This is a genomic window from Vibrio sp. R11-SG3-ISO9 (assembly GCF_059834255.1).
This window is the reverse complement of record NZ_JCBDGU010000043.1, coordinates 1-24,730: the sequence shown is the minus strand read 5'-3', so window position 1 is coordinate 24,730 and position 24,730 is coordinate 1. Positions and strand designations below refer to the sequence as shown.

At 44.1% G+C, this 24,730-nt stretch carries 26 protein-coding genes; 16 read left to right on the top strand and 10 right to left on the bottom strand.

Translation table 11 applies throughout. The features are described from left to right. Positions 1-58: 58 nt before the first annotated feature. A complete protein-coding gene (locus tag AC6R05_RS13770) occupies positions 59-481 on the bottom strand; it encodes a universal stress protein (RefSeq protein WP_032548939.1) in 423 nt (140 codons plus the stop codon). Positions 482-806: 325 nt separating this feature from the next. Between AC6R05_RS13770 and AC6R05_RS13765 the strand changes: the two genes are divergently transcribed. The 3 genes from AC6R05_RS13765 (at position 807) to catB (ending at position 2,189) form a co-directional block, all read left to right on the top strand. After that, positions 807-1,193, top strand: coding sequence for a SpoIIAA family protein (locus AC6R05_RS13765; RefSeq protein WP_032548940.1), 387 nt, complete (start codon positions 807-809; stop codon positions 1,191-1,193). Positions 1,194-1,358: 165 nt separating this feature from the next. Further along, a complete protein-coding gene (locus tag AC6R05_RS13760; RefSeq protein WP_500647699.1) occupies positions 1,359-1,520 on the top strand; it encodes a hypothetical protein in 162 nt (53 codons plus the stop codon). Positions 1,521-1,562: 42 nt separating this feature from the next. Beyond that, positions 1,563-2,189 (top strand): type B chloramphenicol O-acetyltransferase, encoded by a 627-nt coding sequence (catB, locus tag AC6R05_RS13755; RefSeq protein WP_500647698.1) that lies wholly within the window; start codon positions 1,563-1,565, stop codon positions 2,187-2,189. A 34-nt stretch (positions 2,190-2,223) separates the two neighbouring features. On the opposite strand, the gene AC6R05_RS13750 is transcribed toward catB, so the two are convergent. Next, the gene (locus tag AC6R05_RS13750; protein WP_500647697.1) at positions 2,224-3,402 is read right to left on the bottom strand and encodes a BamA/TamA family outer membrane protein; all 1,179 of its coding nucleotides are present in this window, start codon (positions 3,400-3,402) and stop codon (positions 2,224-2,226) included. A 230-nt stretch (positions 3,403-3,632) separates the two neighbouring features. Between AC6R05_RS13750 and AC6R05_RS13745 the strand changes: the two genes are divergently transcribed. From AC6R05_RS13745 to AC6R05_RS13735, 3 genes are read left to right on the top strand one after another with little or no spacing between them, the layout of a single operon-like run. Continuing rightward, on the top strand, positions 3,633-3,884 hold the full coding sequence (locus tag AC6R05_RS13745) for a Rho-binding antiterminator (RefSeq protein ID WP_285400928.1): 252 nt from the start codon (positions 3,633-3,635) through the stop codon (positions 3,882-3,884). Between the two features lie 9 nt (positions 3,885-3,893). After that, positions 3,894-4,127 (top strand): hypothetical protein, encoded by a 234-nt coding sequence (locus AC6R05_RS13740; protein ID WP_500647696.1) that lies wholly within the window; start codon positions 3,894-3,896, stop codon positions 4,125-4,127. Positions 4,128-4,179: 52 nt separating this feature from the next. Beyond that, positions 4,180-4,629: a GyrI-like domain-containing protein gene (locus AC6R05_RS13735; protein WP_500647695.1), complete on the top strand. Its 450-nt coding sequence runs from the start codon at positions 4,180-4,182 to the stop codon at positions 4,627-4,629. Between the two features lie 81 nt (positions 4,630-4,710). Here AC6R05_RS13735 and AC6R05_RS13730 read toward each other — a convergent pair whose 3' ends face one another. After that, positions 4,711-5,313, bottom strand: coding sequence for a glutathione S-transferase (locus AC6R05_RS13730; protein ID WP_500647941.1), 603 nt, complete (start codon positions 5,311-5,313; stop codon positions 4,711-4,713). Positions 5,314-5,468: 155 nt separating this feature from the next. Between AC6R05_RS13730 and AC6R05_RS13725 the strand changes: the two genes are divergently transcribed. Beyond that, positions 5,469-7,748, top strand: coding sequence for a peptidase U32 family protein (locus AC6R05_RS13725; RefSeq protein ID WP_500647694.1), 2,280 nt, complete (start codon positions 5,469-5,471; stop codon positions 7,746-7,748). Between the two features lie 131 nt (positions 7,749-7,879). On the opposite strand, the gene AC6R05_RS13720 is transcribed toward AC6R05_RS13725, so the two are convergent. The 5 genes from AC6R05_RS13720 to AC6R05_RS13700 form a co-directional block, all read right to left on the bottom strand. Next, on the bottom strand, positions 7,880-9,613 hold the full coding sequence (locus AC6R05_RS13720) for a sodium:solute symporter family transporter (RefSeq protein ID WP_500647693.1): 1,734 nt from the start codon (positions 9,611-9,613) through the stop codon (positions 7,880-7,882). After that, positions 9,606-10,601: a nuclear transport factor 2 family protein gene (locus AC6R05_RS13715; RefSeq protein WP_500647692.1), complete on the bottom strand. Its 996-nt coding sequence runs from the start codon at positions 10,599-10,601 to the stop codon at positions 9,606-9,608. Before AC6R05_RS13715 ends, AC6R05_RS13720 begins: the two co-directional genes overlap by 8 nt. A gap of 17 nt (positions 10,602-10,618) precedes the next feature. After that, complete coding sequence (locus tag AC6R05_RS13710) at positions 10,619-11,593, bottom strand: nuclear transport factor 2 family protein (RefSeq protein ID WP_500647691.1); 975 nt, start codon at positions 11,591-11,593, stop codon at positions 10,619-10,621. Positions 11,594-12,150: 557 nt separating this feature from the next. Next, positions 12,151-13,116, bottom strand: a complete 966-nt coding sequence (locus AC6R05_RS13705; protein WP_500647690.1) for a LacI family DNA-binding transcriptional regulator — start codon at positions 13,114-13,116, stop codon at positions 12,151-12,153. Positions 13,117-13,268: 152 nt separating this feature from the next. Beyond that, a complete protein-coding gene (locus AC6R05_RS13700; RefSeq protein ID WP_500647689.1) occupies positions 13,269-14,018 on the bottom strand; it encodes an HpcH/HpaI aldolase family protein in 750 nt (249 codons plus the stop codon). 341 nt (positions 14,019-14,359) lie between these two features. On the opposite strand from AC6R05_RS13700, the gene hisD reads away from it, so the two are divergent. The 4 genes from hisD to AC6R05_RS13680 are packed head-to-tail and all read left to right on the top strand — an operon-like array spanning position 14,360 to position 18,135. Next, a complete protein-coding gene (gene hisD / locus AC6R05_RS13695) occupies positions 14,360-15,652 on the top strand; it encodes a histidinol dehydrogenase (protein ID WP_061031088.1) in 1,293 nt (430 codons plus the stop codon). A gap of 1 nt (position 15,653) precedes the next feature. Next, a complete protein-coding gene (locus AC6R05_RS13690) occupies positions 15,654-16,385 on the top strand; it encodes an SDR family NAD(P)-dependent oxidoreductase (protein ID WP_500647688.1) in 732 nt (243 codons plus the stop codon). A gap of 17 nt (positions 16,386-16,402) precedes the next feature. After that, entirely contained in the window at positions 16,403-17,407 is a 1,005-nt protein-coding gene (locus AC6R05_RS13685; protein WP_500647687.1) for a cupin domain-containing protein, read from the top strand. Between the two features lie 2 nt (positions 17,408-17,409). Further along, the gene (locus AC6R05_RS13680; protein ID WP_500647940.1) at positions 17,410-18,135 is read left to right on the top strand and encodes an alpha/beta fold hydrolase; all 726 of its coding nucleotides are present in this window, start codon (positions 17,410-17,412) and stop codon (positions 18,133-18,135) included. Positions 18,136-18,200: 65 nt separating this feature from the next. On the opposite strand, the gene AC6R05_RS13675 is transcribed toward AC6R05_RS13680, so the two are convergent. Together AC6R05_RS13675 and AC6R05_RS13670 are read right to left on the bottom strand one after the other, a co-directional pair. Beyond that, on the bottom strand, positions 18,201-18,665 hold the full coding sequence (locus AC6R05_RS13675) for an acyl-CoA thioesterase (protein WP_150872559.1): 465 nt from the start codon (positions 18,663-18,665) through the stop codon (positions 18,201-18,203). Positions 18,666-18,813: 148 nt separating this feature from the next. Continuing rightward, positions 18,814-20,619, bottom strand: coding sequence for an ABC transporter ATP-binding protein/permease (locus tag AC6R05_RS13670; protein ID WP_500647686.1), 1,806 nt, complete (start codon positions 20,617-20,619; stop codon positions 18,814-18,816). A 462-nt stretch (positions 20,620-21,081) separates the two neighbouring features. Here AC6R05_RS13670 and artP point away from each other — a divergent pair, with 462 nt between their 5' ends. From artP to AC6R05_RS13645, 5 genes are all read left to right on the top strand, one after another. Continuing rightward, the gene (gene artP, locus AC6R05_RS13665; protein ID WP_500647685.1) at positions 21,082-21,810 is read left to right on the top strand and encodes an arginine ABC transporter ATP-binding protein ArtP; all 729 of its coding nucleotides are present in this window, start codon (positions 21,082-21,084) and stop codon (positions 21,808-21,810) included. Positions 21,811-21,914: 104 nt separating this feature from the next. Further along, positions 21,915-22,646 (top strand): lysine/arginine/ornithine ABC transporter substrate-binding protein, encoded by a 732-nt coding sequence (locus AC6R05_RS13660; protein ID WP_150872528.1) that lies wholly within the window; start codon positions 21,915-21,917, stop codon positions 22,644-22,646. 1 nt (position 22,647) lies between these two features. Beyond that, positions 22,648-23,334: an arginine ABC transporter permease ArtQ gene (artQ, locus tag AC6R05_RS13655; protein ID WP_032548972.1), complete on the top strand. Its 687-nt coding sequence runs from the start codon at positions 22,648-22,650 to the stop codon at positions 23,332-23,334. Next, positions 23,331-23,999, top strand: coding sequence for an arginine ABC transporter permease ArtM (artM, locus tag AC6R05_RS13650; protein ID WP_500647684.1), 669 nt, complete (start codon positions 23,331-23,333; stop codon positions 23,997-23,999). Before artQ ends, artM begins: the two co-directional genes overlap by 4 nt. 305 nt (positions 24,000-24,304) lie before the next feature. Further along, a complete protein-coding gene (locus AC6R05_RS13645) occupies positions 24,305-24,676 on the top strand; it encodes a zf-TFIIB domain-containing protein (protein ID WP_306416905.1) in 372 nt (123 codons plus the stop codon). The last annotated feature ends 54 nt before the right edge of the window (positions 24,677-24,730 follow it).

The window sequence follows — 24,730 nt, the reverse complement described above, 5'->3', positions numbered from 1 at the left end:
CTTTGATTGAAGCAGAAGCGCGATGCTCGGTAGGGTTTGAAGTTAAATCACGTAACCACTACTCGATTGGCACCACTAAAATATCGACCGGTGACTTATCAATAAGCTGTTTGGAGTGTGAGATGATTTTGCTCCAAAAGTCATGGTGGTGACCACAAATCAAAAAGTCGACTTGGTTAGCAGCGACGGTCTCTTTCAGTTTATCCGTCAAATCACCAGTACCCATAAACAGGTGCTTGATGTTGTGCTCAGAGTACGCTTCGAAATCTCTTAATTGTTTAACAGCATCTTCATTAAATGGGAGTTCGCCAGTGTGCTGCTTGATATCCACCAGCTCAGGGTATATCTCACCATGTGTTCCATCGATATAAACGAAAGAAAGATCGGCATCGAGTTTGTTGGCAAAAAATGTCGCTCTATCAATTAAGATATTTGTGTCTTGTGACAGCTCAATCGCGACGAGTATGTGTTTGTATTCCATAGCTCACCTCTCTTATCTAGGGTCTATAAATAGCATAGAATTTCACCAATAAAATTCCTTCGAGCGGATCTCATATTAAACAAAATGCTCATATCTATTTGTTCTAAAGGAAGAACTTTCTATTACCCTGATAGTTCACTCAGCGTTGCCTGAATATCAATGAGTTAAGAATTACATTGGCTTATACAAGCGCTTAAATATCTTGTAAATTTGAGAACAAAAACCGACCGATTACTGTTTTTTTGCCACTGGCTCTCAATAAGTACTCAACTGATATCGTAAGCTATTAGGTAGATTTTGAAGACTAACGAGAGAGGAATGCATTATGAATAATGATCGCCATGGAATATCCGTTGGAGTAGAGCGAATCGACCACGAATATGTCCTGATGTTCAAAGCAACAGGCCATCTGACCCACCAAGATTATCTCGCCTTAACCCCCAAACTAGAGTCGGCACTGAAAACCGTTGGTTCTGAAAACATTAAAATGGTTGCTGATATCAAAGAGCTAAACGGCTGGGATATCCGCGCCGCATGGGACGACTTAAAACTGGGTATCAAGCTTAGAACCAATCTAGGCAGAGTTGCAATATACGGTGATAAGGGCTGGCAAGAGCTCGCTTCCAAAGTTGGTAGCTTATTTATCGCGGGTGAAGTCAAACAGTTCACGGAATATGACGATGCGATCGACTGGGTAACAGCGGCAACCTAAGTAATCTTTTCTTTCTATTTTGATTTTCAATGCGTTGTCTCGATTTTCGGCATACAATTCAGGCAACGCAGCATTTGACTATTAGTTTAAGTGCGAATCTATAACTAGATACGAAACCCTGTTGAAACAATCAAGGGCAATATTTGTATCTTGCCGAGAATTACCATGAGAAAAATCTACGTTGTTGAAGGCGATATTAACGCCAAGAAACAAAAAGACGCCTATCCTAAGCGTGTGTTGTGCGAACAGTGTGTATCCTCTTTTATCGTCATCAATGAAGGCGACAGAACCTATCAAGCTTGTGACAGTTGTGGCGATGATTCGTAACGCTGATTTTGAATTTATTCTTCCGTTAAGTAGAAGCTACCTTTGAATAACTATTTTGAAAGTCCCTTTGCGGGCAAGTCTCTTAAAGACCAAGTGACTAATCCGAACATCATTGTTGGTGAACACAGCTACTATTCTGGTTATTACCACAATCACAGTTTCGACGATTGTGCCCGTTACCTTACGCCCGATAGAGACGACGTCGATAAATTAATCATTGGCAGCTACTGCTCGATTGGCTCTGGTGCCGTTTTTATGATGGCGGGCAACCAAGGTCATCAAAATCAGTGGGTGAGTACATTTCCATTTTTCTACCAAGATGATGAAAAATTCGAAGGAGCGCTCGACGGCTTTGAACGTTCTGGAGACACCGTGATTGGTAATGATGTCTGGATAGGCACAGAGGCGATGATCATGAGTGGCGTAAAGGTTGGCGACGGTGCCATTATCGCCAGTCGTGCTGTCGTAACCAAAGACGTTGAGCCATACTCAATTGTCGGCTCTAACCCAGCTCGTCATATCCGCTATCGTTTTAGTGAAACTGAAATTGCACAGTTGCTAGAAATGAAGTGGTGGGAATGGAATGAAGAGCAAATCAAAGGTGCAATGTCCTTGATGTGCTCTTCTGATATCGATGGCTTGTACCAGTATTGGAAGACCTTTGCTTAATTCCTTCCACCCGGTCTATTGAATCGTGATATAGCTAGATACCGGCTCCGACTTGAAAGTAGAGTGCGGTATCTTCTTCGCTAAACGCAATATCAATCCCTGATATTAGGCCATAACGTCTTGCGATAAGGTATCGGAAACCAACGCCATACGCTGAGTGTGAGCTTTGGTCGAACATATCGCTGTCACTGTCGCCAGCATAACCAATCCCAGTAAACACACCTGTTGACCAACGCGGCGTCCATTGTTTGCTTACTTGCACCTCTGCCGCAAAGGTATGCTCTCCTTGATAACGGTTTCTTGCAATACCTCTTAGCTGAATGTCTGGATAGTATTGAGGTGATAGAAAGCGTTCATCAGTTGATAAGGATTTGTATTGTCCGCGCAACGCAAGATTCCATTCTTTGTTGAGTTCCCAATAATTCAGTCCTTCTAGATTGAACGTTTGGTAGTTGTAATCACTGCCAAGTCCATCACCAAACCATAGATACTCGGCGACATAGTTATAGCCTTGAGTTGGATTTAGAAAGCTGTTTTTACTGTCGTACTCAGCGATTAAGCCTAAGCCTGATGAAGTCGGTGAGGTATTCCCAATATTGTTTAGGATCTCTTGTGCTTTGGGGTGGTTATTGAGTGACAATTTAGGTGCAAAAAACTGTTGAGATAGGCCGACTAACCACGGAGAGTCGTGGATTCTAAATTGAAGCTTTTGTATCCCTCCCATGCCTTTTAAGCCAAGCTCCATACCTTCATTTGGGGCTAGGGGGGAAAGAGCATCTGATGAGCTTTGTCGGTAGAAAGTCATATTGATATCACCATAACCCAAACCACCAAGGTAGCGTATCGAATCCTCTTTCCAGCTTCGCTTGTGACCGATAAATGCCATCCAAGTGCCATTCTCTGTCGCGAAGCCACCGACTGCGGTGATCGCAGGTGTTAAGAGTTGTGCGCCTCCATCAAGGGACTTCTCCGCCAGTGCTTTGCGTGTGTTTTTCTGCTCTTCTGATTCATGAAGGAAGATACCGGTGAAACCACCACCGTAGCCAACCGCTGGCTCTGTAATCAGAATCGGGACGGGTAAAAAGCCATAGGCATTTTCAGCTAGGTATTCACCCATGTCTAAGTGACCATCGATTTGGTCTATAAAACTCACCGCACTTGCTGTTGTAGAGACGAGCACGAGAGCACTTGCGGCTAGGGGTTTTAAGTTCATAACGTTCCATATTATTCACTGTCCAATAACTTCAGTGTAATCAAACGAATAGATAGCGCAATAAAACGAACGTTATTAAGTAAGTTCGGTGTTTAAAGGTGGGTCTATGATTAAAACAACGAGTACTTTAAGTATGTGCTGTTTCAATGTGACTTGAGTAAACGATGGTTAATAAACAGTTTGCATAGAACGGTATGCCGCATTAACGTGGTGAAAGATTGGGAGGCATTATGATTAGTTGCAGTGATTACGATTATATTGAAATTGTGTGTATGCACAGGTACCCAGTTAAGCTCACTTTACACTCTGGAGAACAGATCGAGGGTGTTGCTTTAGATACCCAACGTAACCAAGACAAAGATGAATGCATTAAGTTAAGTATCGCTGGACAAGAACAACTTGTTGTATTGACAGGGATTGCTGAATTAGAAGTGTGTGTCGATAACCCCCATTTTAAGCAAAAATTTTTCAAAACCTTGTAGGGGTGACATATGAATACTTCGATTGAGCATTGCTACTGCACATCTTGTCGTGAGCGTACGCAACATGTTGTTGTTTTGGTGAGAAAGGAGAGTGAATTCGCGGGTAAACCAAATCAAAAGTGGCTTGAGTTTATTTCCGGTCTGGTCAAAGGCTGGTTTCTTGGCGGTTTTATCGCTGCGATGGATGAATTTTCTCGCCATGTTGTTTGTGAAAAGTGCGGACATAAAGAGATCCAAGACTAAAATTGACTCGGCTTAACAATTGATACGTTAGTATGGCTTAGGGAATAGAAGAGTGAAAGAACAAACATTAGAGGCAGTAAAAGCGTATGGCTTTGCGGTAAGAACGAATAATACCGATGAAGTTGACCCAGCTAAGGCGAAAATTGGTGAGTTGTGGCAAGGCTTTTACGACCAAGCTTTTCCTAAGCTGACCCCAGAAGCAAAAGTATACGGTGTGTACACCAATTATGAGTCGGATTTTACAGGTGATTTTGATGTGATTGCGTGTACTAATGCGCTCACTGATAACACCATTGACCAACTTGTCGAAACAAAGATTGAGGCTGGGAAATATCTTACTTTCTCTGCAAAAGGCGAGTTGCCACAAGCGGTGATCGATCTGTGGGGAGAAGTATGGGCGTATTTTAACGAGCCTGATTGCCCACATACACGAACGTACACAACCGACTTTGAGCTGTACAAAGGTGAAACTGAAGTCGAGATTTCAATTGCGATTCAATAATCTTTGAGCAGCGATATATCGTGTAAAACTTAATGAAATAAAAGAGCCGCTCGGTGTGAGCGGCACTTTTGCAATTTGGTCTTATATAAAAAGACAATCTTGTTTGGTGTCATTCCACAATGGGTACTGTTTCATTACTTGGGTATAGAATTTACTTTCGAGGTGAGTTCGTAACCAACGTCCGACGTTCTGGTATTCAGACTGCACAAACCATTTCTTTTCTACTCTTACAAACTGGCTAACGAAAGGCATCACGGCAAAGTCGGCTAAGCTAGGTGAATCTCCAAACAAATAGTCGTGCTGGGCGAGTTTACCTTCAAGCTCAGTGATAAAGACTTCACACAAGTTTCTACGCTGCTCGATGTCGTCATTTCGATAGCGAACAGAGGCGCGATACTTTTCTAAATGACCAATAAACTCATTGTCATTGTGTTGAATGAGCTGGTGGATTTGTTCACTGAGTGAAGGGTTACTCGAACGAAGAAGATCTTGAGGATCGTTTTGTTGAAGCGCCCACATCATCACATCCCAACTCTGCTCAATAACTTTTCCATTGGGTAAGACTAAGACAGGAACGGTACCTTTTGGTGAGCATTCCAGCAGTTCTTCTGGCTTATCCTTAGTGACAATTTCACGGATTAAGACTTGTTGATTTGCAAGGAGAATTCCTAGCCTAGCACGCATTGCATAAGGGCAGCGACGCAGTGAGTAAAGGATAGGCAAGTCATGAAGAGTCTTTGTTGTCATTAGGTTTAAAAGTTGCTGTGCGGTGGTAAAGGGTTGGTGATGTGGGTAGAATACGCGGCTTAAAAATTATAAGTAAGTGAGCGACTTCAAAAATGAGCAGAAAAATTGAGTTATTAGCCCCAGGTGGCGATGTAGAGGCGATTAAAGCAGCTATCGTAGCAGGAGCTAATGCGGTCTACTGTGGATTGGGTACATTCAACGCCCGTAACCGCGCCTCGAATTTATCTTTAGACGAGCTGAACGGCATTATTCGTCTTGCTCATGAGTACGGTTGTCAGATCTTTCTGACCCTGAATGTCGTGTTACTTGAGAGCGAAATTAAGAACATTAGTAAGCTATTAAACCAGCTTGTGAACACCAAGGTTGATGGCATCATTGTCCAAGACTTGGGTCTGTTTGATCTGGTGAAGAAATACTTTCCAACAATCGATGTTCACGCTTCTACCCAGCTAACGACGCACAACGAAGGCCAAATCAAGTTCTTGGCTAAGATTGGTGCGTCACGCGTGAACTTATCACGTGAGTTAAACCTGCCTGAGATTAAAGAGTTGACTCAAGTTGCGCATGACCACGATGTTCTAACAGAAGTCTTTGTTCATGGCGCTCTGTGTATCGCGTTTTCTGGTCAATGTTACTCAAGCTCAGTGAGTGTCGGTAATTCAGGTAACCGTGGTCGCTGCTCACAGGCGTGTCGTGATGAATACGAGATTACTGATGCAGGTAACCGCTACCCACTTAATCTGAAAGACAACTCTGCTTACTTTGACTTACCAGAACTCGTCGATGCTCAGGTTGACTCGTTGAAAGTTGAAGGCCGTATCAAGGGTGCTCACTATGTTTATACAGTAATCGATACATGGCGTAAGCAGATCGACAGCTTTATCGAGAGTGGCGATCTGATAGGTGACGATTCAAACCTTCACAAGGTATTTAACCGTGATTTCACCAACTCTTTCTTGAAGGGCAACTTAACGAAAGACATGTTCATCGATAACCCGCGTGATAACAGTAAAAACTACGCGGTAGAGCAGGCTGCGAAACAGGTTCAACAGTTTGATCCTAATGCTGACGATGCGATATCAGTTGTTCAAATCGAAGATGTCAGCAAAGACCTTCACGCAGCGAAAGATGTGTTGGGTGATGAGATGCGCAGCAAAATTCAGTATCTGGATATCCGCAAAACACCAATCAAACTTTCGTTCAGTGCCTGTGAAGGTGAGCCTCTAGTGGTTTCAGTTATTTCTGACAAAGAGAACTTTGAAGTGAAGTCTAAATCTGTATTGATTGCAGATGGTGAGAAAACACTTACCAAGGAAATTTTAGAGAAACGCTTCAAATCACTTCGCAGCGGTATTCACTCACTTGAAGGTTATGATTTTGAGCAGTTCAATGAAGGTCTATTTGTCTCTTTGAAAGAGCTAACCCAGCTAAAAGAAGAGATTGACTTTATCCTGAATGGTTCTGTAGACGTTGTTAAGAATGTTGATGTTCCTGCTTTACCTAAGTTTGGCAAAGTAAACGAGACGCCGACCCTGTCTATGTTGATTGCTGACACTGCCGATCTGCACCTTTGTGATGTGACGGATGCGGACATCTACTTCAAGCTGCCTGAGAGCTACAAAAAGCGCAACAACAAGTACATTGATATCTTGTCTGAGAACCCACGCTTGATCCCCTGGTTCCCAGCTGTACTGATTGGCAAAGATTACATTGAAGCAATACGTATTCTTGAAACCGTTAAGCCGAAACGAATTGTTACCAACAACACAGGTATCGCTTACAAGGCTTATGAGATGGGCATTGAGTGGGTGGCGGGTCCATTCATGAACACGACCAACTCGCACGCTCTGTACACATTGAAAGAGCAATTGAACTGTACGGGTGCTTTCCTTTCAAACGAGCTGAACAAAGGCCAACTGCGCCATGTTCGTCGTCCTGAAGGCTTTAAGCTTTACTACAGCATCTATCATCCAATTCTGATGATGACCAGTCGCCAGTGTTTCTTCCAAAGAACTGTTGGTTGTAACAAGCCTGCTATTGAAGACGGTTGTATGTTGCGTTGTGAGAAAGCAACCACGATTACCAATGTGAAAGGCACTTCGTTTGCGGTAGATAAACAGAAGGGCGGCTACCCAAGCATTTACAACCATGAGCAGTTTTTAAACCAAGATGCGGTTGCGGATCTCTCAAACCTGTTTGACGAGTTCTTTATCGACTTAACTGACATCGGTTCGGGGTCAAAAGAGAAAGCGGACAAGGTAGAGCTGATTAAGCAATTTGAAGCGCTAGTAACAGGTGACCAAGCTGCAACAGACAACTTAAACCACTTAGTGCAGATCAGAACCAACAACCAGTACGTTCAAGGGTTGTAAAGAATAACGCTTAAAACATCGTTAGCGTTTGCCAGAAACCAAAAGGCTCACTGTGATAGTGAGCCTTTTTGCATTAAGCCCTTTTGCATTAGTACTATTTGCATTGGAGCCGGTTGAGTTTAAACAGAACCTTAGCTGATTTGTTCTACTTCATTTGATGGCTTAGAGCGCTTGTATGAGTAAATCATGTAACCGATCACACTTGCCGCAACAATAACAGAGCAGATTCGGATAAAGTTAATCAACATCGGTGCATTCTCGATGAACTCGTTAATCCCCCAAAGTAGAACGAGCGAGAATACAAACATCACGAGCAGTCCCCAACAAGGTGCATCGATTTTACCCGGCACCACATACCAACCATCTTCTTTGATCGGCTTGTTCAAACGCGCATATTCTGCTTGTTGACCTTTTACGGTGTAGAGGTGCATTTTCGTCTGTTTTCCGGTTAGCAATAAGCTGGCAGCGTAAGCGACAACAGTATTGACTAAGACACCGATAACACAGTACCAAGGCCAAGCAATATCTGTCGCAACAGCAACATACCAAATCGCCAAGAAGCTTGCAGCGACACCAATTAACAGACCTTTTTCAGTAATATGTTTGGAATAGAAACCAAGCACGAACATACAGAAGTTTGCACCTACAAAATAGGAACCCGCTTTACTCAGGATTTCTAAAACTGAGCCAGTACTGGTTGCAAACATGAAGGCTGGAATGATGATACATAACGCCCACATAACCGTGAAGAAACGCGACGCTTTGAGGTAATGTTCTTCTGACTCGTTTTTCTTGTAGAAGCGTTTATAGAAGTCAGTAACAGAGACGGTAGCCATAGAGTTAAAAGCTGAATCTAGGCTCGACATGCTTGCTGCAAGAATGGCTGCCGCGATGATTCCCATCAGCCCTGGCATACCGTATTCACTGGCATAGTGAAGGATAATAGTATTGCCGTTCTCAAACTCTTTACCATCGTAATAAGCGTTAAATAACACGCCCAATAGAATGAATACAAAGTAGATGAAGAAAGCAACGTAACCCATCATTAGCATCGCTTTTTTCGCGTCACCCATATTTTTAGCCGCCATACAGCGCTGAACCATCATCTGGTTACCGCCATACACAGTCGTATGGAACATTGTCATTGCGATAACGCCAGCCCATACAGTGGTAACTTGACTCAAATCTAAACTAGTTTGTAGTGCATTGGTCATGCCTTGTGACTTGAGATCTTGCATCACTTCGGTCATTGGTTCTGGCATGCCATTCCAAACCGCTTCGATGATGATAAATGCTCCAAGAAACAAAATGACTGCTTGGATTACGTCAGTCCAAATAACGGCGGCAATTCCCCCCATTACGGTATAAATCAGTGCAATTGCAGTAACAATGACGATGCAGTAAGTCACGTCGATACCAGTAATGAACTCAAGGATTAGAGAAGTAGCATACAATACCGCAGCTGAGCTTATCGCCTGTTTGACTAAGAATATCAAAGACAGAGTGATGCGTGAGGCTTTACCAAAGCGTCGCTCTTGGTACTCATAAATCGAAGTGAGACCGTTGTTGTAGAAAAACGGCATAAACACAGCAACGATAAAGAAGATCACCAGAGGGTAGTTCAAGTGGATAGCGATCACCGACAAGCCTTCTTTATAAGACCAAGCAGGCCCACCCAAGAAGGACATAGCACTGACGTAGGTACACACCACGGAAATACCGATCGCCCACCAAGGGATGTTTCTATCGCCGAGTGCGAATTGGTTGGCGGAAGCGACACGCTTACCAATGATCGCACCCATAACTAAAGTTAGGACGATATAAGTGCCCAGAATAGTCCAGTTTAAAGCTCCAAACTCATACATGCGCACGTCCTTTTAATTGTTCATCCATTTGTGCAAACAGATCGTAACCGAGCTGTTTTAACATGTGTGCGATATCGATAGCGACCCAGTTCTCTTTGAGCAATTCACCTTCTCGACGCCAGATATCCATAACGCGGAGCTCTATGTGTTTGCCTGTAGGCGCTAACCCCAGCCAGCCACTACTGCCAGTGTGTGTACCGTGCATGTGAGGCCAACCGCCTGTGGATACGTAGTCATTTTTGGACAAAATATTGAGCTCGATATCGACACTTCGATCAGGGAACGCAAATACAAACGGTCCTTGATGGTGGTCTCGGAAACCTTGGATTCCACGTGTCGTACCAATTGCAGCAGGCCCGTACCACATAAAATCGTCATGCCAGTAGTTTTCTAGATCCATTGAATCAAGACGCTTTCCGTCAAATCGGCCCAAGCAAGCCAACATATCTAGCACTAACTTCTGGCTCTTCTCACTCTCTTCTGTGTCGACGCTACCTGTATAGATGCCATCTTGAGTCGCTGGGGCAGGGACTAATCCAGCATGGCCTAGGCTCGCTCGTAACGGATTAACACCCACTTGGTTCATGGCATCAATAAAATCTGGTATTAGGTAGGATTCGACAATTTGACCTTCTTGGATACAAACCATTTCGGTGTAGCGCAAGTAGAGCGTTTTTCCTGTTGCTGGAATGCCAAATAACGGCTGGGCAAATGTACCGACAAAATAACCGGTAGAGTTAATCCAAGTACGGCCCTCGTATTCACCTTGCATAACAATTGATGGACGTCGTTCAACATCAGGCAACGAGGTTACTAGAGGCAATAAGAATGCTTGCTCGGTCGCATCGACACCAGATACGTCATTAATTGGGTGAGCGACGCACCATTTAACGTCTGCGTTTAGCATCTCGTGAGCGACTTGAGTACGCTCTGAGGAGTGAGCGTTAAAATACGTGTTGTAGAAATTTTCAATCAAGCTGTTAAACATGTTACTTCCTTATATAGTTAACCGATTTGGATTAGAATCTGTTTCCAGACTGCACTTTCATCAAGTAGTGTAAATTCTCTGCGTAGACCCCAAGGCCCAAACTCTGCATGGCTGATGCCCATGATATAAACGTCTTTTCCTGTAGGCTTTCCAAACATACCGTAGCCTTCATGCTTGCCTTGTAGCGACCAGCGAATCGCAGCGCGTGGTGACATCATTTCGTCATTGCGACCAATACGGTGATGAATCTTGAACTCAGCGTTCGGAAAGGAAGAGCGGAGTGACATCCAAAATTGGTCGATTTCATTATGAGAAAGCGCAGTTTGTCCACCTGTGTATTCACCGATACAAGCTCGGTCGTATTCTTTTGGTATGACTGAGAACTCAGCACTCATTACACGGCGCAGTATGTCTTCATAACGCTGACCGTACTCATCGTCGTTACCCACGCCAAGGTAAGGGCCTTGAATGTCGACTTTAGGAGTGAAAGGGTACGGGCTTTTATCAACGCCACCTTCCATTTCAATTTGTTGACGGGCGTACTCTTCTGACGTCATACCCAGTTGGTTTGCAATCGCAGCGATGTCTCGGATCATCCATTCGTCATCGATTTGGTTATTGATGGCATGGCAGTCTGCGATAATTCGAAACTTAAGAGCTTTGTTGGTAGCTTTACCAAATACGCCATCATTCGTATGAGTGGCTGTTGAAATGATTCGATGTGATGAAAGCATGCCTTGTTCAGGTGTACCTGACCAAATAACATCTTCACCTAGCAGGGTACGGTTTGGGAACTCTGAAAGTGTCCCCATGGTCGCGCTAATAACCTGTTCATTTCCCTTGGTGATGGAGAGTGGTGTACGGACGATAATGTCAGGAGAGTAATACTCATGAAGGGTACTCAGGCCTCGACCTTCCCAAATTTCTTTAGTGATACCTAATATGTAGTCTGGAAAATCTTGCCATTTAGAATCAAAGCCAACCATAGCCATTAATCGCCTCCCGATGCGTCAAAAGTTTCGTTATTGAATTAGTTTTGGTTACGTATCCAATATTGCCTTTTGTTGCCATTGTGTCAATGAGGTGTTTTGCATATGTTTCTTTATTGTGGGTTAGATCTGTTTTTTAACAAATCCACAAATACGGTTATCTTTGAGGTGATTGAGTGGTGATTCACTATTTATCGAGTGTATATAAACCACATGATTGGCTTTTAATAAAGCAAAAATATCTTTAAGTCATTGTATTTAAATGATAATTAATGTGATGGAGAAATAGTTATAGAATCAGAGAACGTGCTGTGGCGATCTGTCATATCGAAGCCATGACGAGAGAAAATTTAGAGTAATGATTCTTATACGATGGAACTTTACTTAGGTTGTTAATTTTTTGTTTGGATTTGTTTAATGAAAAATGGATTCGCATGCAACGATAAGTTTGGGAATGGTTGGATTGAAAAAGCCCTAACTTGAGATTAGGGCTTTTAGTCTAAATTTGGCAGTTAAATTGTACAGGTTTGTAAGATGATCTCGTGTGAACGAGAAAGAGTCTATGAACTAAGTGAAGTACTACCGCGCTCAATGATGATGCCGGGTTCAAGTAGGTACTCGCCTTTCGCGTCTTCGTTGTCGTTAATTCGTTGCATTAAATCTTCGACGGCACTTTTCACAATTTTATCGATAGGCTGGGCGATGGTGGTAAGATCATAGCTTGGCCAAGCTGCCATAGGGATATCATCCACGCCCATGACTGCAAAGTCTTGAGGGATATGACATCCGAGCTTTCTCAAACCATCCATAACACCCATAGCTAGGATATCATTGGCACAGAACACAGCATCTGGCTTAGAGGTATGCTCCATTAACTCTTTGGCTGCCTCTAATCCCGCTTCAAAACTGTATTTCGCATTGATGAAGATAGGTGAAGCGGCTTCACGCGTTTTTGCGGTTTCAGAGAAGCCTAACCAACGTTTGTCACTGGTCATTGAGCCTGCATCGCCACTGATGTAAGCCAGCTGTTTGTAGCCTTTATCAAGCAAATAATTCGCAGCTTGCATGCCGGCTTTTTGGTTATCTAGACCAGCGCTGTTGGCGTTAATGCCTTCCGTATAGCGGTTAATTAGGCTTAGGTGAACACCAAATTTTTCACATTGTGCAAACGCACGAGAGGTGAGACGGCTGGTGGCAATGATCAAGCCATCAACCTGATATTCAATTGCACGTGAAATGGCAAGGTCTAAGTCGTCTTTGTCGATGGGGCAAAGCACAACTTGCCCACCACGCTTTTGAATTTCCATTGCGAGCGCACGAGATTGTAAGTCGTACATTGGGTTTGATTCACTATCAAGCGCGATAGCGACTAACCCTGAACGATTGGAAATAAGGCTGCGAGCGATCGCATTGGGCGTGTAGCCAAGCTTGGTCGCGGCATCCATAACCATTTTACGTTTCTTCTCACTAATGCTCGCTGTAGGGCTAAATGCCCGAGACACGGTAGACTGAGAAACGCCAAGCATTTTGGCAACATCAATAGAGGTAACTTTCGCTTTTATGGTGAATCTCCTTATATCGCGATAAATCCAAGCGCCACCTTGTATGGGTCAACAGGCCCTAATGAGCAAGGTTTGATAATTACAATACGTGTAACATTTGAAATCACAAACAAAAATTATGATTTCATGACGGCTTGCTCATTTCGAAAGCCATCAATGATCATTTTGTGTTCAGATCCGACGCAAAAGAAGTTAACGCCAAGCTCTTTCCAGTGACGAGCCGCTTGGGCATTTGCGACAAACATACCAACAGGCTTATTAACTTGCTGAGCTGCTTTGATTATTTTGATGCTCGCTTCTCGCACGCATGCATCATTCACACTTTCAGCTCCGTAAGACACGGCCAAATCGACTTGTCCAATAAACAGGGCATCAATGCCTTCCACTTTTGCTATCGATTCAGCGTTTACCACACCTTCTGGGTCTTCAATTTGTGCAATGACAACTGTGTTGTTCTGGCTATCTTTAAGGTGGTTGGCCATCGGTTTGGTTGCGTATTTTGCTGCGCGGCTTGAGCCTGCGTAGCCTCGACCACCTTCACCGTAATGGGACATCTTCACTAATTTTTCTGCTTGCTCGGCGCTGCATACGTGTGGGACCTGGATTCCTGTCGCTCCGCAATCTAACGCATTCAAAATGGTCGATGGCTGGCTATCTTGAACTCGAACCACGCAAGGGAGTTGATTAGCGCGCGCAGCAAGAATGCAGCTATCCAGTGTCGAACGATCAAAAGGGGCGTGTTCCGCATCTAGCACAATGAAAGGGAGTTCTGCCAACGCAAGCACCTCGATGATGTGTGGGTGTGGCGTTTTAACGAAGGTCCCAAGTAGCTCAGTGTTGTTTAGTGTGTTCTTAAAGTTATCCATTACTTTTATTCTCCATTACTTTTTGTTCGCTTTTGCAAAGGTATGCAAAACTTAACATGTGTTGTTGTAAAAAAAGAGTAAAAACAATGTGACCAATGCAACATATTTTGATTGTGTTTTAATCTGATAGGTACCGTATCTGGCCGTATTAAAATAATTTTCAGCTTTAAAACAATAAGTTGTATTTGATTTTTCGACTTTAGAAATGAATTTGCCAAGTGTTAAAAAAATGTTTATGTTTGTTTTGCATTCGTATCCAAAAGCATGCAAAAACAAAAAGTAAACTCTGTTAAAACTACACATAAGCAAACACTAGGCATACGCCACAAGGAGAATTAAGCATGGCTCGCATTCTAAAACACGGCATCACTGAAGAAGCATCAGCATCAAACAACGCGCAAGTACGTCAAACGGTTGAGAACATTCTTTCTGACATCGAAAAGAAAGGTGACAGTGCAGTACGTGAGCTTTCAGAAAAATTTGATAACTGGTCTCCGGAGCAGTTTCGCTTAACAGATGACCAAATTCAGGCATGTGTAGATGCATTGGACGAATCAACCAAGCACGACATTGAATTTGCACAAACACAGGTTCGCAACTTCGCTCAGATCCAACGTGATTCAATGCACGACGTAGAAGTTGAAACCATGCCAGGTGTTGTACTGGGCCACAAAAACGTGCCAGTAAACAGTGTTGGTTGTTACATCCCAGGTGGTAAGTATCCATTGGTTGCATCAGCGCACATGAGTGTTCTTACTGCAAAAGTGGCTGGCGTGAAGCGTGTGATTGCTTGTGCTCCTCCTTTTAACGGTCAACCAAATGTGGCGATTGTTGCGGCAATGGCGATGGCGGGTGCGGATGAGATTTACTGTTTTGGTGGCGTACAAGCGGTAGGGGCGATGGCACTTGGTACAGAAACGATTGCTCCAGTAGATATGATCGTTGGCCCTGGTAACGCATTTGTTGCAGAGGCAAAACGTCAGCTGTTTGGTCGTGTTGGTATCGACTTGTTCGCTGGCCCAACAGAGACGCTTGTGATTGCAGACGAAGAGGGATGTGACCCTGAATTAGCTGCTGCAGACTTACTTGGTCAAGCTGAGCACGGTTACAACTCTCCAGCAGTACTGCTAACCAATAGCGAGACTTTTGCAGAAGAGACAGTAAAAGAGATTGAGCGTCAGCTAACGATTCTTCCTACTGCTGAAGTGGCTGGTAAAGCTTGGGAAAATTACGGTCAGGTTATTGTGTGTGATAGCTACGAAGAAATGGTTGAAGTAGCAGATGACATTGCTTCTGAACACGTACAAGTAATGACAAAAGATCCTAAGTACTTCTTAGACAACATGACTAACTACGGCGCATTGTTCTTAGGTCGTGAGACAAACGTTTCTTACGGCGATAAGTGTATTGGTACTAACCATACACTGCCAACAAACAAAGCAGCACGCTACACCGGTGGTCTGTGGGTTGGTAAATTCATTAAAACATGTACTTACCAGCGCGTAACTGAAGCGGCTTCGCTAAAAGTAGGTGAGTACTGTTCACGTCTATGTGCACTAGAAGGTTTCGCTGGCCACAAAGAGCAAGCAGACATTCGTGTACGCCGTTACAAAGAAAAATCGGTAGAGGCATAACATGACAAAACTCGCCTTAGTTACAGGCGGCAGTGGCGGCATCGGTGCCGCCATATGTCACAAATTAGCGCAATCTGGCTATCGCGTTGTCTTTACCTACAACAGTAATGAGGTTGCCGCACAACAGATCTTGGACGGCTTACAAGGTTCAGGTCATGCCATGTATCAACTGAATGTTGAAGACAGCTCTGCGATTGGCGCATTAGCAGACCAAGTTAAAGAGTCGTCGGATTCATTAGATTTGCTGGTGAACTGTGCTGGTATGACAAAGTTTGTCGCGCACAATGATTTAGCGTCTTTGAATGATGAACTGATAGACAAGATCTTCCGCGTCAATGTTCGAGCTCCATTTGCGATGGTTAGAGCGTTTGAACCTTTACTTCGCAGCGCTAAGGGTTGCGTAGTGAACATCACTTCGATCGCAGCACAAACGGCAATGGGTAGTAACGTGGCGTATTGTGCGAGTAAATCAGCGGTTGAAAACATGACTCGTTCATTAGGCCGTGCTTTATCTCCAGATATCCGAGTACTCGCTGTTGCTCCTGGCTTAGTGGATACCGAATTTGTTAAAGGGCTAGATGATGAATGGCGCAATGCACAAGAGCAGTCAACACCGCTTAAACGATTAGCGAGTGACGAAGAAGTTGCCAACGCCGTTTATGCAGCTGCAGAGCTACTGACATTTTCAACCGGTAACACCATCGCAGTCGATGGTGGAAGACCGCTAGGTTAGGTAAGAAGGAATTTAGAATGACCCTACAAAATACAATAAATAACAATCTCGTTCGTTACATGGAGCTTATCCCAGGCACGAGTGCTTTCATTGATGCACGTACTCCGGGAAGCGACCTAAAAGACAACTTCTGTATCATCGGTGCTGGTGTGGCTGAAAGCAGCCGTCAACATGTTCATATCCGTGAAACAGCAGGCTTTAACATTGGTGCTGCGGGTCAGCCTCCAGGCATTAAGAACTCTCTGCATTCTCATCACACTGCTGAGCTATTCGTGGTCTTCAAAGGTCAGTTTAGATTCTACTGGGGCAACGAAGGTGAACACGAAGCGATATTGTCGCACGGCGATGTTATCTCGATTCCTACTAACCTGTTCCGTGGGTTTGAGGTTGTAGGGCGTGATTACGGCTTTATGTACTCTGTGTTAGGTGGTGATAACTCGGGCGGTGGTGTGGTTTGGCATCCTAGGGTAATTAAAGACAGCCAAGGTTACGGTTTATACCTAAAAGCAGACGGTACGCTGGTAGATACCATTGATGGCGACGCTGCGCCAAATGAATCCGAACTGATGCCATTGCTCACAGAGCAGGAGTTGTCTCAATTCGATAGCTATACAGCAGAACAGATGATGCCTTTTGTTGCGTTGAAGAAAGATTATCGTGAGATCACGGGTGATTTTTCTAACCCTAACGTTAAACAATACGCACTGACTGGTCATCCAGAGGCAGAGTACGACTTCCAAGTGAAGAGTGTCGATGACGTGAGTATTATGGCGTATGAGTTGACGGAAGGTGCGAGTATTCCGGTTCATCAGCGTGATGAAAAACAGGTGCTGATTAACTTTGAAGGGGATACTTTACTCAATTTAGTTCAAGATGGTGAACAAGCTCAGTTAGTGCTGACGACGGGTGATGTATTCAGTGTGCCAGTTGGGTCATCTTATAGCCTTGAAAACCTTCGCGGCACTAGTTTCACCTATGTGGTTCTTGGCTCTGACCAACCGCAAACATTGCAGGATAGTTAATGATGAAACCAGAAGTACCACTATTATGGTTGCCTGGTTTGTTATGTGATGAAGCCTTGTTTAGAGAGGTCAATAGAGAGCTGCCCGATTGGGTGGCTCCTTTTACAAGTGACTTAGCGGCAGAAACATCCATGCAGGCTTTAGCGAGTAAAGTGTTAGAGGATGCCCCAGACACCTTTATGCTTGGCGGCTTATCAATGGGTGGTATCTTGGCATTTGAAGTATTACGTCAAGCGCCAACAAGGGTGAAAGGGTTAATCCTTATGGATACTAACTCCGCTGACGAAAAGCCAGAGGTGTCGGAAAAGCGTTATGCGTTAGTCGACAAAGCAAAAGCTGGTGAGTTTGAATCAATCACTCCTGATGTACTGATGCCTGTGCTAATTCATCCAAGCCAATTGCACAACCAGCAACTTACGGAGCAAATCTCTCAAATGGCGATCGATGTCGGTATTAATCGATTTGAAGCACATGCTCACGCCTTAGCAACACGACCAGATTCAAGACCATTGCTAGGGGACATCAAAATACCGACGTTAGTGATTACCGGCAAAGATGACCTGTTGTGTCCTATTGATAATCATTTACTGATGGCAAAACATATCGAGAATGTGTCGCTGCACGTGATTCCTAACTGTGGACACCTATCAACAATGGAGCAGCCTGAGCAAGTTGCTGCGCACATCAATCATTGGCTTGATGTCCATAAAGCCTTGTTAGCTAACTGAACTCCATATAAAAACAAAGGCCACTCAATCGAGTAGCCTTTGTTAATCCTTTGAAATGTATCTAGTTATTCAGCGACTGTTTCTTGCTTAAAGCATGGGCTTTTAAGTGTGCTCATCTTCTGAATTTCATTGAGCAGTCGGACAGAGAGTAGTGCTTTTTGATTGGATGCAAAGTCAAACATAACGATAGTGGCTGTGCCGATGGTGGTGACTTTCTGCTGCGCCTTACTGACGATAGCGTATTCCATTGTGAAACGGTCGTCTTGAACTTCTGTCACTTTTGAACCGACTAATAATGTGTCAGGGTAGGTGACTGGGCGGAAATACTTACAGTAAGTATCACCGAGTACTGGACCAACTTTGGTTACAGCCATCTCTTCCATCAGTTCAACGTGCTTGAAAAAGTCTAAGCGAGCGGTTTCAAAATAGCGAAAGTAGACCGCGTTGTTCACGTGATTGAGTGCGTCCATCTCTCCCCAAGCCACGGGGATTTCAGTGATTACAGGGTATTCAGATAATAGTGCTTCCATGCAGACTCTCTTATTGTGGTTAGAATGATCTTTGAGAAATCATGAGTTATTGGAATAAAAACACTATCGCCATTTTAACATTGCTGCAACATTGAAAATGGCGAGCTGTGACTTGTGACCGATGAGCAAATACTCATCAAGCCCTGAGCTATCCGCGGACGTGTTTAAACTGTAACTCCACCAGTCTCTGATAAAGTTCGCAGCTCTGCATGAGCGAGTCGTGATTGCCCAGATCGACTAGCTTACCTTGGTCAAGCACGGCAATTTGATCGGTGTGCTTGATGGTAGAAAGTCGGTGGGCGATGATGAGTGTAGTTCGACCTTTCATAAGTTCTTCAAGAGCTTGCTGAACATGGTGCTCACTTTCACTATCAAGTGCGCTGGTGGCCTCGTCTAATAATAAAATATTCGGATCCTTTAGGATCGCACGAGCTATCGCGATACGTTGGCGTTGTCCTCCAGATAAGCGGACACCGCGCTCACCTAAAAAGCTGTTGTAGCCTTCAGGTAGCGACATAATAAAGTCGTGAGCATGGGCTTTCTTCGCGGCTGCAATAACTTCTTCATCGGTCGCACTAGGATTCCCGTAACGAATATTGTGGAACACATCGTGGCTAAATAATGCAGGTTGTTGTGGTACTAATGCCATTTGTGAACGTAGCTCATTAGGGTCAAACTGATGAAGAGGCACGCCACCAAGTGTAACGCTGCCAACTTGTGGGTCGTAGAATCGTTGTAGTAGTTCGAACAAGGTTGTTTTACCGGCACCGGAAGGTCCAACGAGCGCCAATACTTTTCCTTCTTCCGCTGTCATCGTGAGAGCCGTCGTAGCTGGATCATCTGGGCGAGAAGGGTAGCTAAAGGTGACATCATTGAAAGCCACTTCCGCCGCTAATCCTTTGGTTGTTTGAGGATGACTAACAGGCGCAACAATATGACTCTCAACATGCAAAATCTCTATCAGCCTTTCAGTTGCACCTGCTGCACGTTGAAGTTCACCCATCACCTCTGAGATGGTGCCAAGCGATGAGGCGACCATGATTGCGTAAAACACAAATGCGCCCAAATCACCTGCCGACATAGTGCCATTGATCACATCACTACCACCAACCCAAAGCATTCCTGAGATAGCACTGAACACAATCAAAATCACGCCAGAGATTAGAATCGCACGCTGTTTAACGCGTTGACGACCAATTTCGTAAGCTTTCTCTACTTCCTTACCAAATGAGGCTATCTCTTGTTGCTCGTGACTATAGCTTTGGACGGTTTTGATGTGCTCAATTGCCTCGCCAGCATAAGAGCCGACGTCGGCCATTGAATCTTGGCTCTGGCGTGAAAGAGCTCTTACGCGTCGTCCATAAACCAAAATAGGTACCAGAACAAAGGGAACAGAGGCCAATACGATTAGGGTGAGTTTGATATTGGTCGCAAACAGCATGATCACTGCGCCAATACACATCAACGCGCTGCGCATCGCCATTGAAAACGATGAGCCAATAATGCTCTGTAGCAGGGTAGTGTCAGTAGTGATACGCGACATAATGTCACCACTGCCGTTGGTTTCAAAATAGCTCGGGTGCAGCGAGACCACATGCTTGAACACTGCTAAGCGTATATCGGCACTGACACGCTCACCAACCGATGAAACCAGATAGAAGCGGAAGAAGGTCCCGACAGAGATCAAACCAATGATCACCAACATAAATTGAATCGCGTTCCCCAGCTCATCGGTTGAACGTTGGGTAAAGCCTTGGTCGATAAGAATACGCACACCATGACCGACAGTAAGCGTAAGACTTGCGGTAAAAATCAAAGCTATCAGCGCAATGGCCACTTTTCCTCGGTATGGCTTAATGAACTGAAATAGCTCAAGCAAGATCTTTAAGCTCTTTTTTGTTTGTTCCGGTGGCGGTGTGGTTTGCTCTTCAAGCGTAGAAGCAGGGTCGGACATTAGACTACCTTAGTATTGATTGATAACCCATTAAAGCACGTTATCGCTGGTTGTAATGTGCGATACAAGCTGATCTTGGGGATTACTACTTCTCATAACTATATGACTCACCGCGTTTATTTTAAACCATCTCACACCTGATTAAGTGGTTACTCATAACTCTTTTCGAGTTGATTCCTCCAATACTTATTCATCGAATATCTCTATTTTTCTGAACGTAAAGAGAACGTCATTATCAAAGCCTTGTTTTATAAAACTGCGTTCAAACGTTTGCTAATTTGAGCACCTTACTTTTAATTCAATGAGATAGATTCGAAATTTATACGACCAGATAAATAGTCTACATTTTGCGCAATGTTTGTTACAAAAATTCAACAAAGTAAATTTTTATACATTTTTCTTGCATAAAAAGTCTTAGTGAATAGAATAACCAACAAATGACAATTAATGCAGTATTTTGGCATGAGTATTCAAGTAAAGAGCATCAATAAATCGTACGGCGACACCCAAGTTCTTCACGATATTTCGTTCAATTGCGAAAGCGGTGAAACACTGGTTTTACTTGGCCCAAGTGGCGCGGGTAAAAGCTCGTTGCTTCGTGTATTAAACCTGTTGGAAATTGCAGATGATGGCCAACTAGAGATTGCTAGTGAGTCGTTTGATTTTTCAAGCTCAATCCCAGAGAAACAGGGGCTGCAACTTCGTCGTAAAGTTGGAATGGTTTTCCAACAATACAACCTTTGGCCACACATGACGGTGATTGAAAACCTGATTGAAGCGCCACTCAAAGTTGCAGGAATGGACAAGCAAGAGGCGATTGCTCAAGCGAAGAAAGTACTAGAAACACTGCAACTAGCGGACAAAGCCGACGCATGGCCGTTAAAACTTTCAGGTGGTCAACAACAACGTGTCGCGATTGCACGTGCCTTGATGATGAAGCCAGACGTGCTGCTGTTTGATGAACCAACTGCAGCGCTCGACCCTGAAATCACCAACCAAGTTGTCAGCATTATTAAAGAGTTAAGCGGAACCGGCATCACTCAAGTGGTAGTCACTCATGAAGTCGACTTTGCGAAAAAGATTGCTAGCCATGTTCTTTACCTGGAAAAAGGGTACATCGTAGAGCACGGCACGAGCGATGCGTTTATCAATCCTCAGACACCTGAGTTTGCTGAATATCTTACTCACTAAATCTACCCCAAAAGCCAGATTTAGCTAAAACACAACATAGATTAAAACAATCCAATTATAAGAATGGCCACAGGCCGTAATTACGCAGTATTCGGAGTAACAACATGAAAAAGATTCTACTAGCTTCACTTATCGGCCTTGCTTCTTTCAACGCAGCAGCACAACAAGAGATCAAATTTGCAATGGAGGCGACTTACGCACCATTCGAGTTCATGGATGAAAATAACCAAATCCAAGGTTTCGACGTTGACCTAGCGAATGCGTTATGTGAAGAGATGAAAGCGAAGTGTACTTTCCACAACCAAGCATTTGATAGCCTGATCCCTGCGCTTAAATTCAAGCGTTACGACGCGGCAATTTCGGCGATGGATATTACTGATGCTCGTCTAAAGCAGGTGAACTTCTCTAACGCATACTATGACAACTCTGCAGCCTTCATTTCTATCGAAGGTAAAGTCGCAGACCAAGCAGCGCTAGAAGGCAAGCGTGTTGGTGTTCAAAACGGTTCAACGCACCAAAGCTACCTACTAGAGCAGATGACTGGCGTAACTGCAGTACCTTACTCAAGCTACCAAGATGCGTTCATCGACATGAAGAACGGTCGTATCGATTCAGTATTTGGCGACACAGCGGTTGTGGCTGAATGGTTCAAAAAGCAAGACAACCTAACGTACGTTGGTGACCAAGTAACTAACCAAGAATACTTCGGCAATGGCTTTGGTATCGCAGTAAACAAGAGCAACCAAGAGCTAGTTGACCAACTAAACGTAGCGCTAGCAGCAGTGAAAGCGAACGGCGAATACGACGAGATCTTCAACAAGTACTTCGGTAAGTAATATGGAATTAACGGGTTACTCTCTAGGGCTCGTCGAAGCAAGCTGGATGACCATTCAGCTTGCCTTTGTAAGCCTATTAGTCGGATTAGTTTTAGCAGTACTGTTTGCGAGTGGAGAGATGTCTCGACGTATCGCAATTAAATGGCCAACCACGGCGTTTGTAACCATGGTTCGTGGTTTGCCAGAGATCTTAGTAGTGCTATTTATCTACTTTGGCTCGACTCAAGTGCTGTTTATGATCACTGGCGATTTCGTTGAAGTGAGCCCGTTTTTATCTGGTGTTGTTGCACTGTCACTTATTTTCGCTTCTTACGCGTCACAGACTTTGCGTGGTGCATTAAAAGCCGTGAGCAAAGGGCAGAGAGAAGCCGCAAGCGCACTGGGTATTCCTCAATCGCACGCTTTCTTCAAGATTGTTCTCCCACAAGCGGTAAGACACGCACTGCCGGGTTTAACTAACCAGTGGCTAGTTCTTCTAAAAGACACGGCGTTGGTATCACTAATCGGTGTGACTGATCTATTGAAACAAGCACAGCTAACTTCAGCGGCAACACACGAAGCATTTACATGGTACGCAACCGCAGCAGCGATTTACTTAGTGATCACCTTGGTGACGCAAAGAGCCGTAAAAGTGATTGATGCGAAATACTCAATCCAAGGTTTAGGCGCGAAAGGAGCGATGGCATGAATGAACAGTACTTCTCCCAAATGCTTGAAGGTCTAGTGACCAGTATTCAACTGACAGGCGCATCGCTGCTTGTTGGCTGTATCTTATCGCTATTGATGACCGTTACTTTGGTGTTAAGGCTGCCAGCTTTTCATTGGCTGACTCGTGGCATCATCACCTTATTTACTGGTACGCCACTTTTAGTTCAAATTTTCTTGGTGTATTACGGCCCGGGTCAGTTTGATTGGATTCGTGAAAGCTTTATGTGGACTTGGCTAAGTCAGCCATGGTTCTGTGCAATGTTGGCTCTCGCTCTGAACACTGCGGCATACAGCACACTGCTATTTAAGGGCGCATTCAACGCGATTCCAGCAGGGCAATGGGAAGCTTGTAGAGCATTAGGTATGGACAAAGTGGCAACGCTTAAGGTTTTACTCCCTTACGCACTGCGCCGCGCGGTTCCAGCTTACTCAAACGAAGTGATTTTGGTGTTTAAGGGCACCTCACTCGCGAGTACCATTACTATTATGGACTTAATGGGCTACGCACAGCGTATCAACGGCCAAACCTACGACACACTCACTGTGTTTGGCATCGCAGGCGCATTCTACCTAGGCGTAAATGGACTACTAACACTGATTTTCCGCCAAGTAGAGAAGAAGGCCCTCGCATTCGAAGCTGCTTAACACGGATCATTACAATAGATACCAATTCTTAAGCCCGCGCTCCTGAGAAGGATCGCGGGCTTTTTGCATTTTATTTACTCTTAACTAGATACCGCTCAACTGACTATCCCTAAGAGTATCTCCTTACCTAAATAATCCACATTTTGTGACCAAGTCAAAAGATGGGTGATTTAAGTTACTGAAAATAATCGAGATATGATGGTATTGTGTTATCCATATGAAACAGAGAGAGTTATTCAGTGGTGAAATACTGAATTGTTCTCGAAGAAATAACATAAGGAAAATTTGATATGCAAGGTAAGAAGATGGAATGTCCAAAATGTAGCTCCGATTTTGAGCAACTGCAGACACCATTTGGTGATGTCGAAAGATGCGTAGACTGCAAAGGTTTATGGATTGACCGATGTGAAGTTGAATCAATGAAACCTTTAGCAGATGTTATCGATGATGGTGACGAAGAGGTAGGTAAGGCATTTAATGCAGTAGATCGTATTAGCTGTCCTGTTTGTCCAAATAACAAGTTACTGCGTTTAGTCGATCCTCAACAACCTCATATCTGGTTCGAGAGTTGCCCAACATGTAAAGGTCGCTTCTACGATGCGGGTGAATTCAAAGACTTGGCGACACTCGATTTATCAGACTTTTTTAAGAAGTTTGGCCTTGAAGAGCGTGTCTAGAATTTAAAAAGCATGTTATTCCGGCGCTGAGAGTTACGTTTAGCGTCATATTAA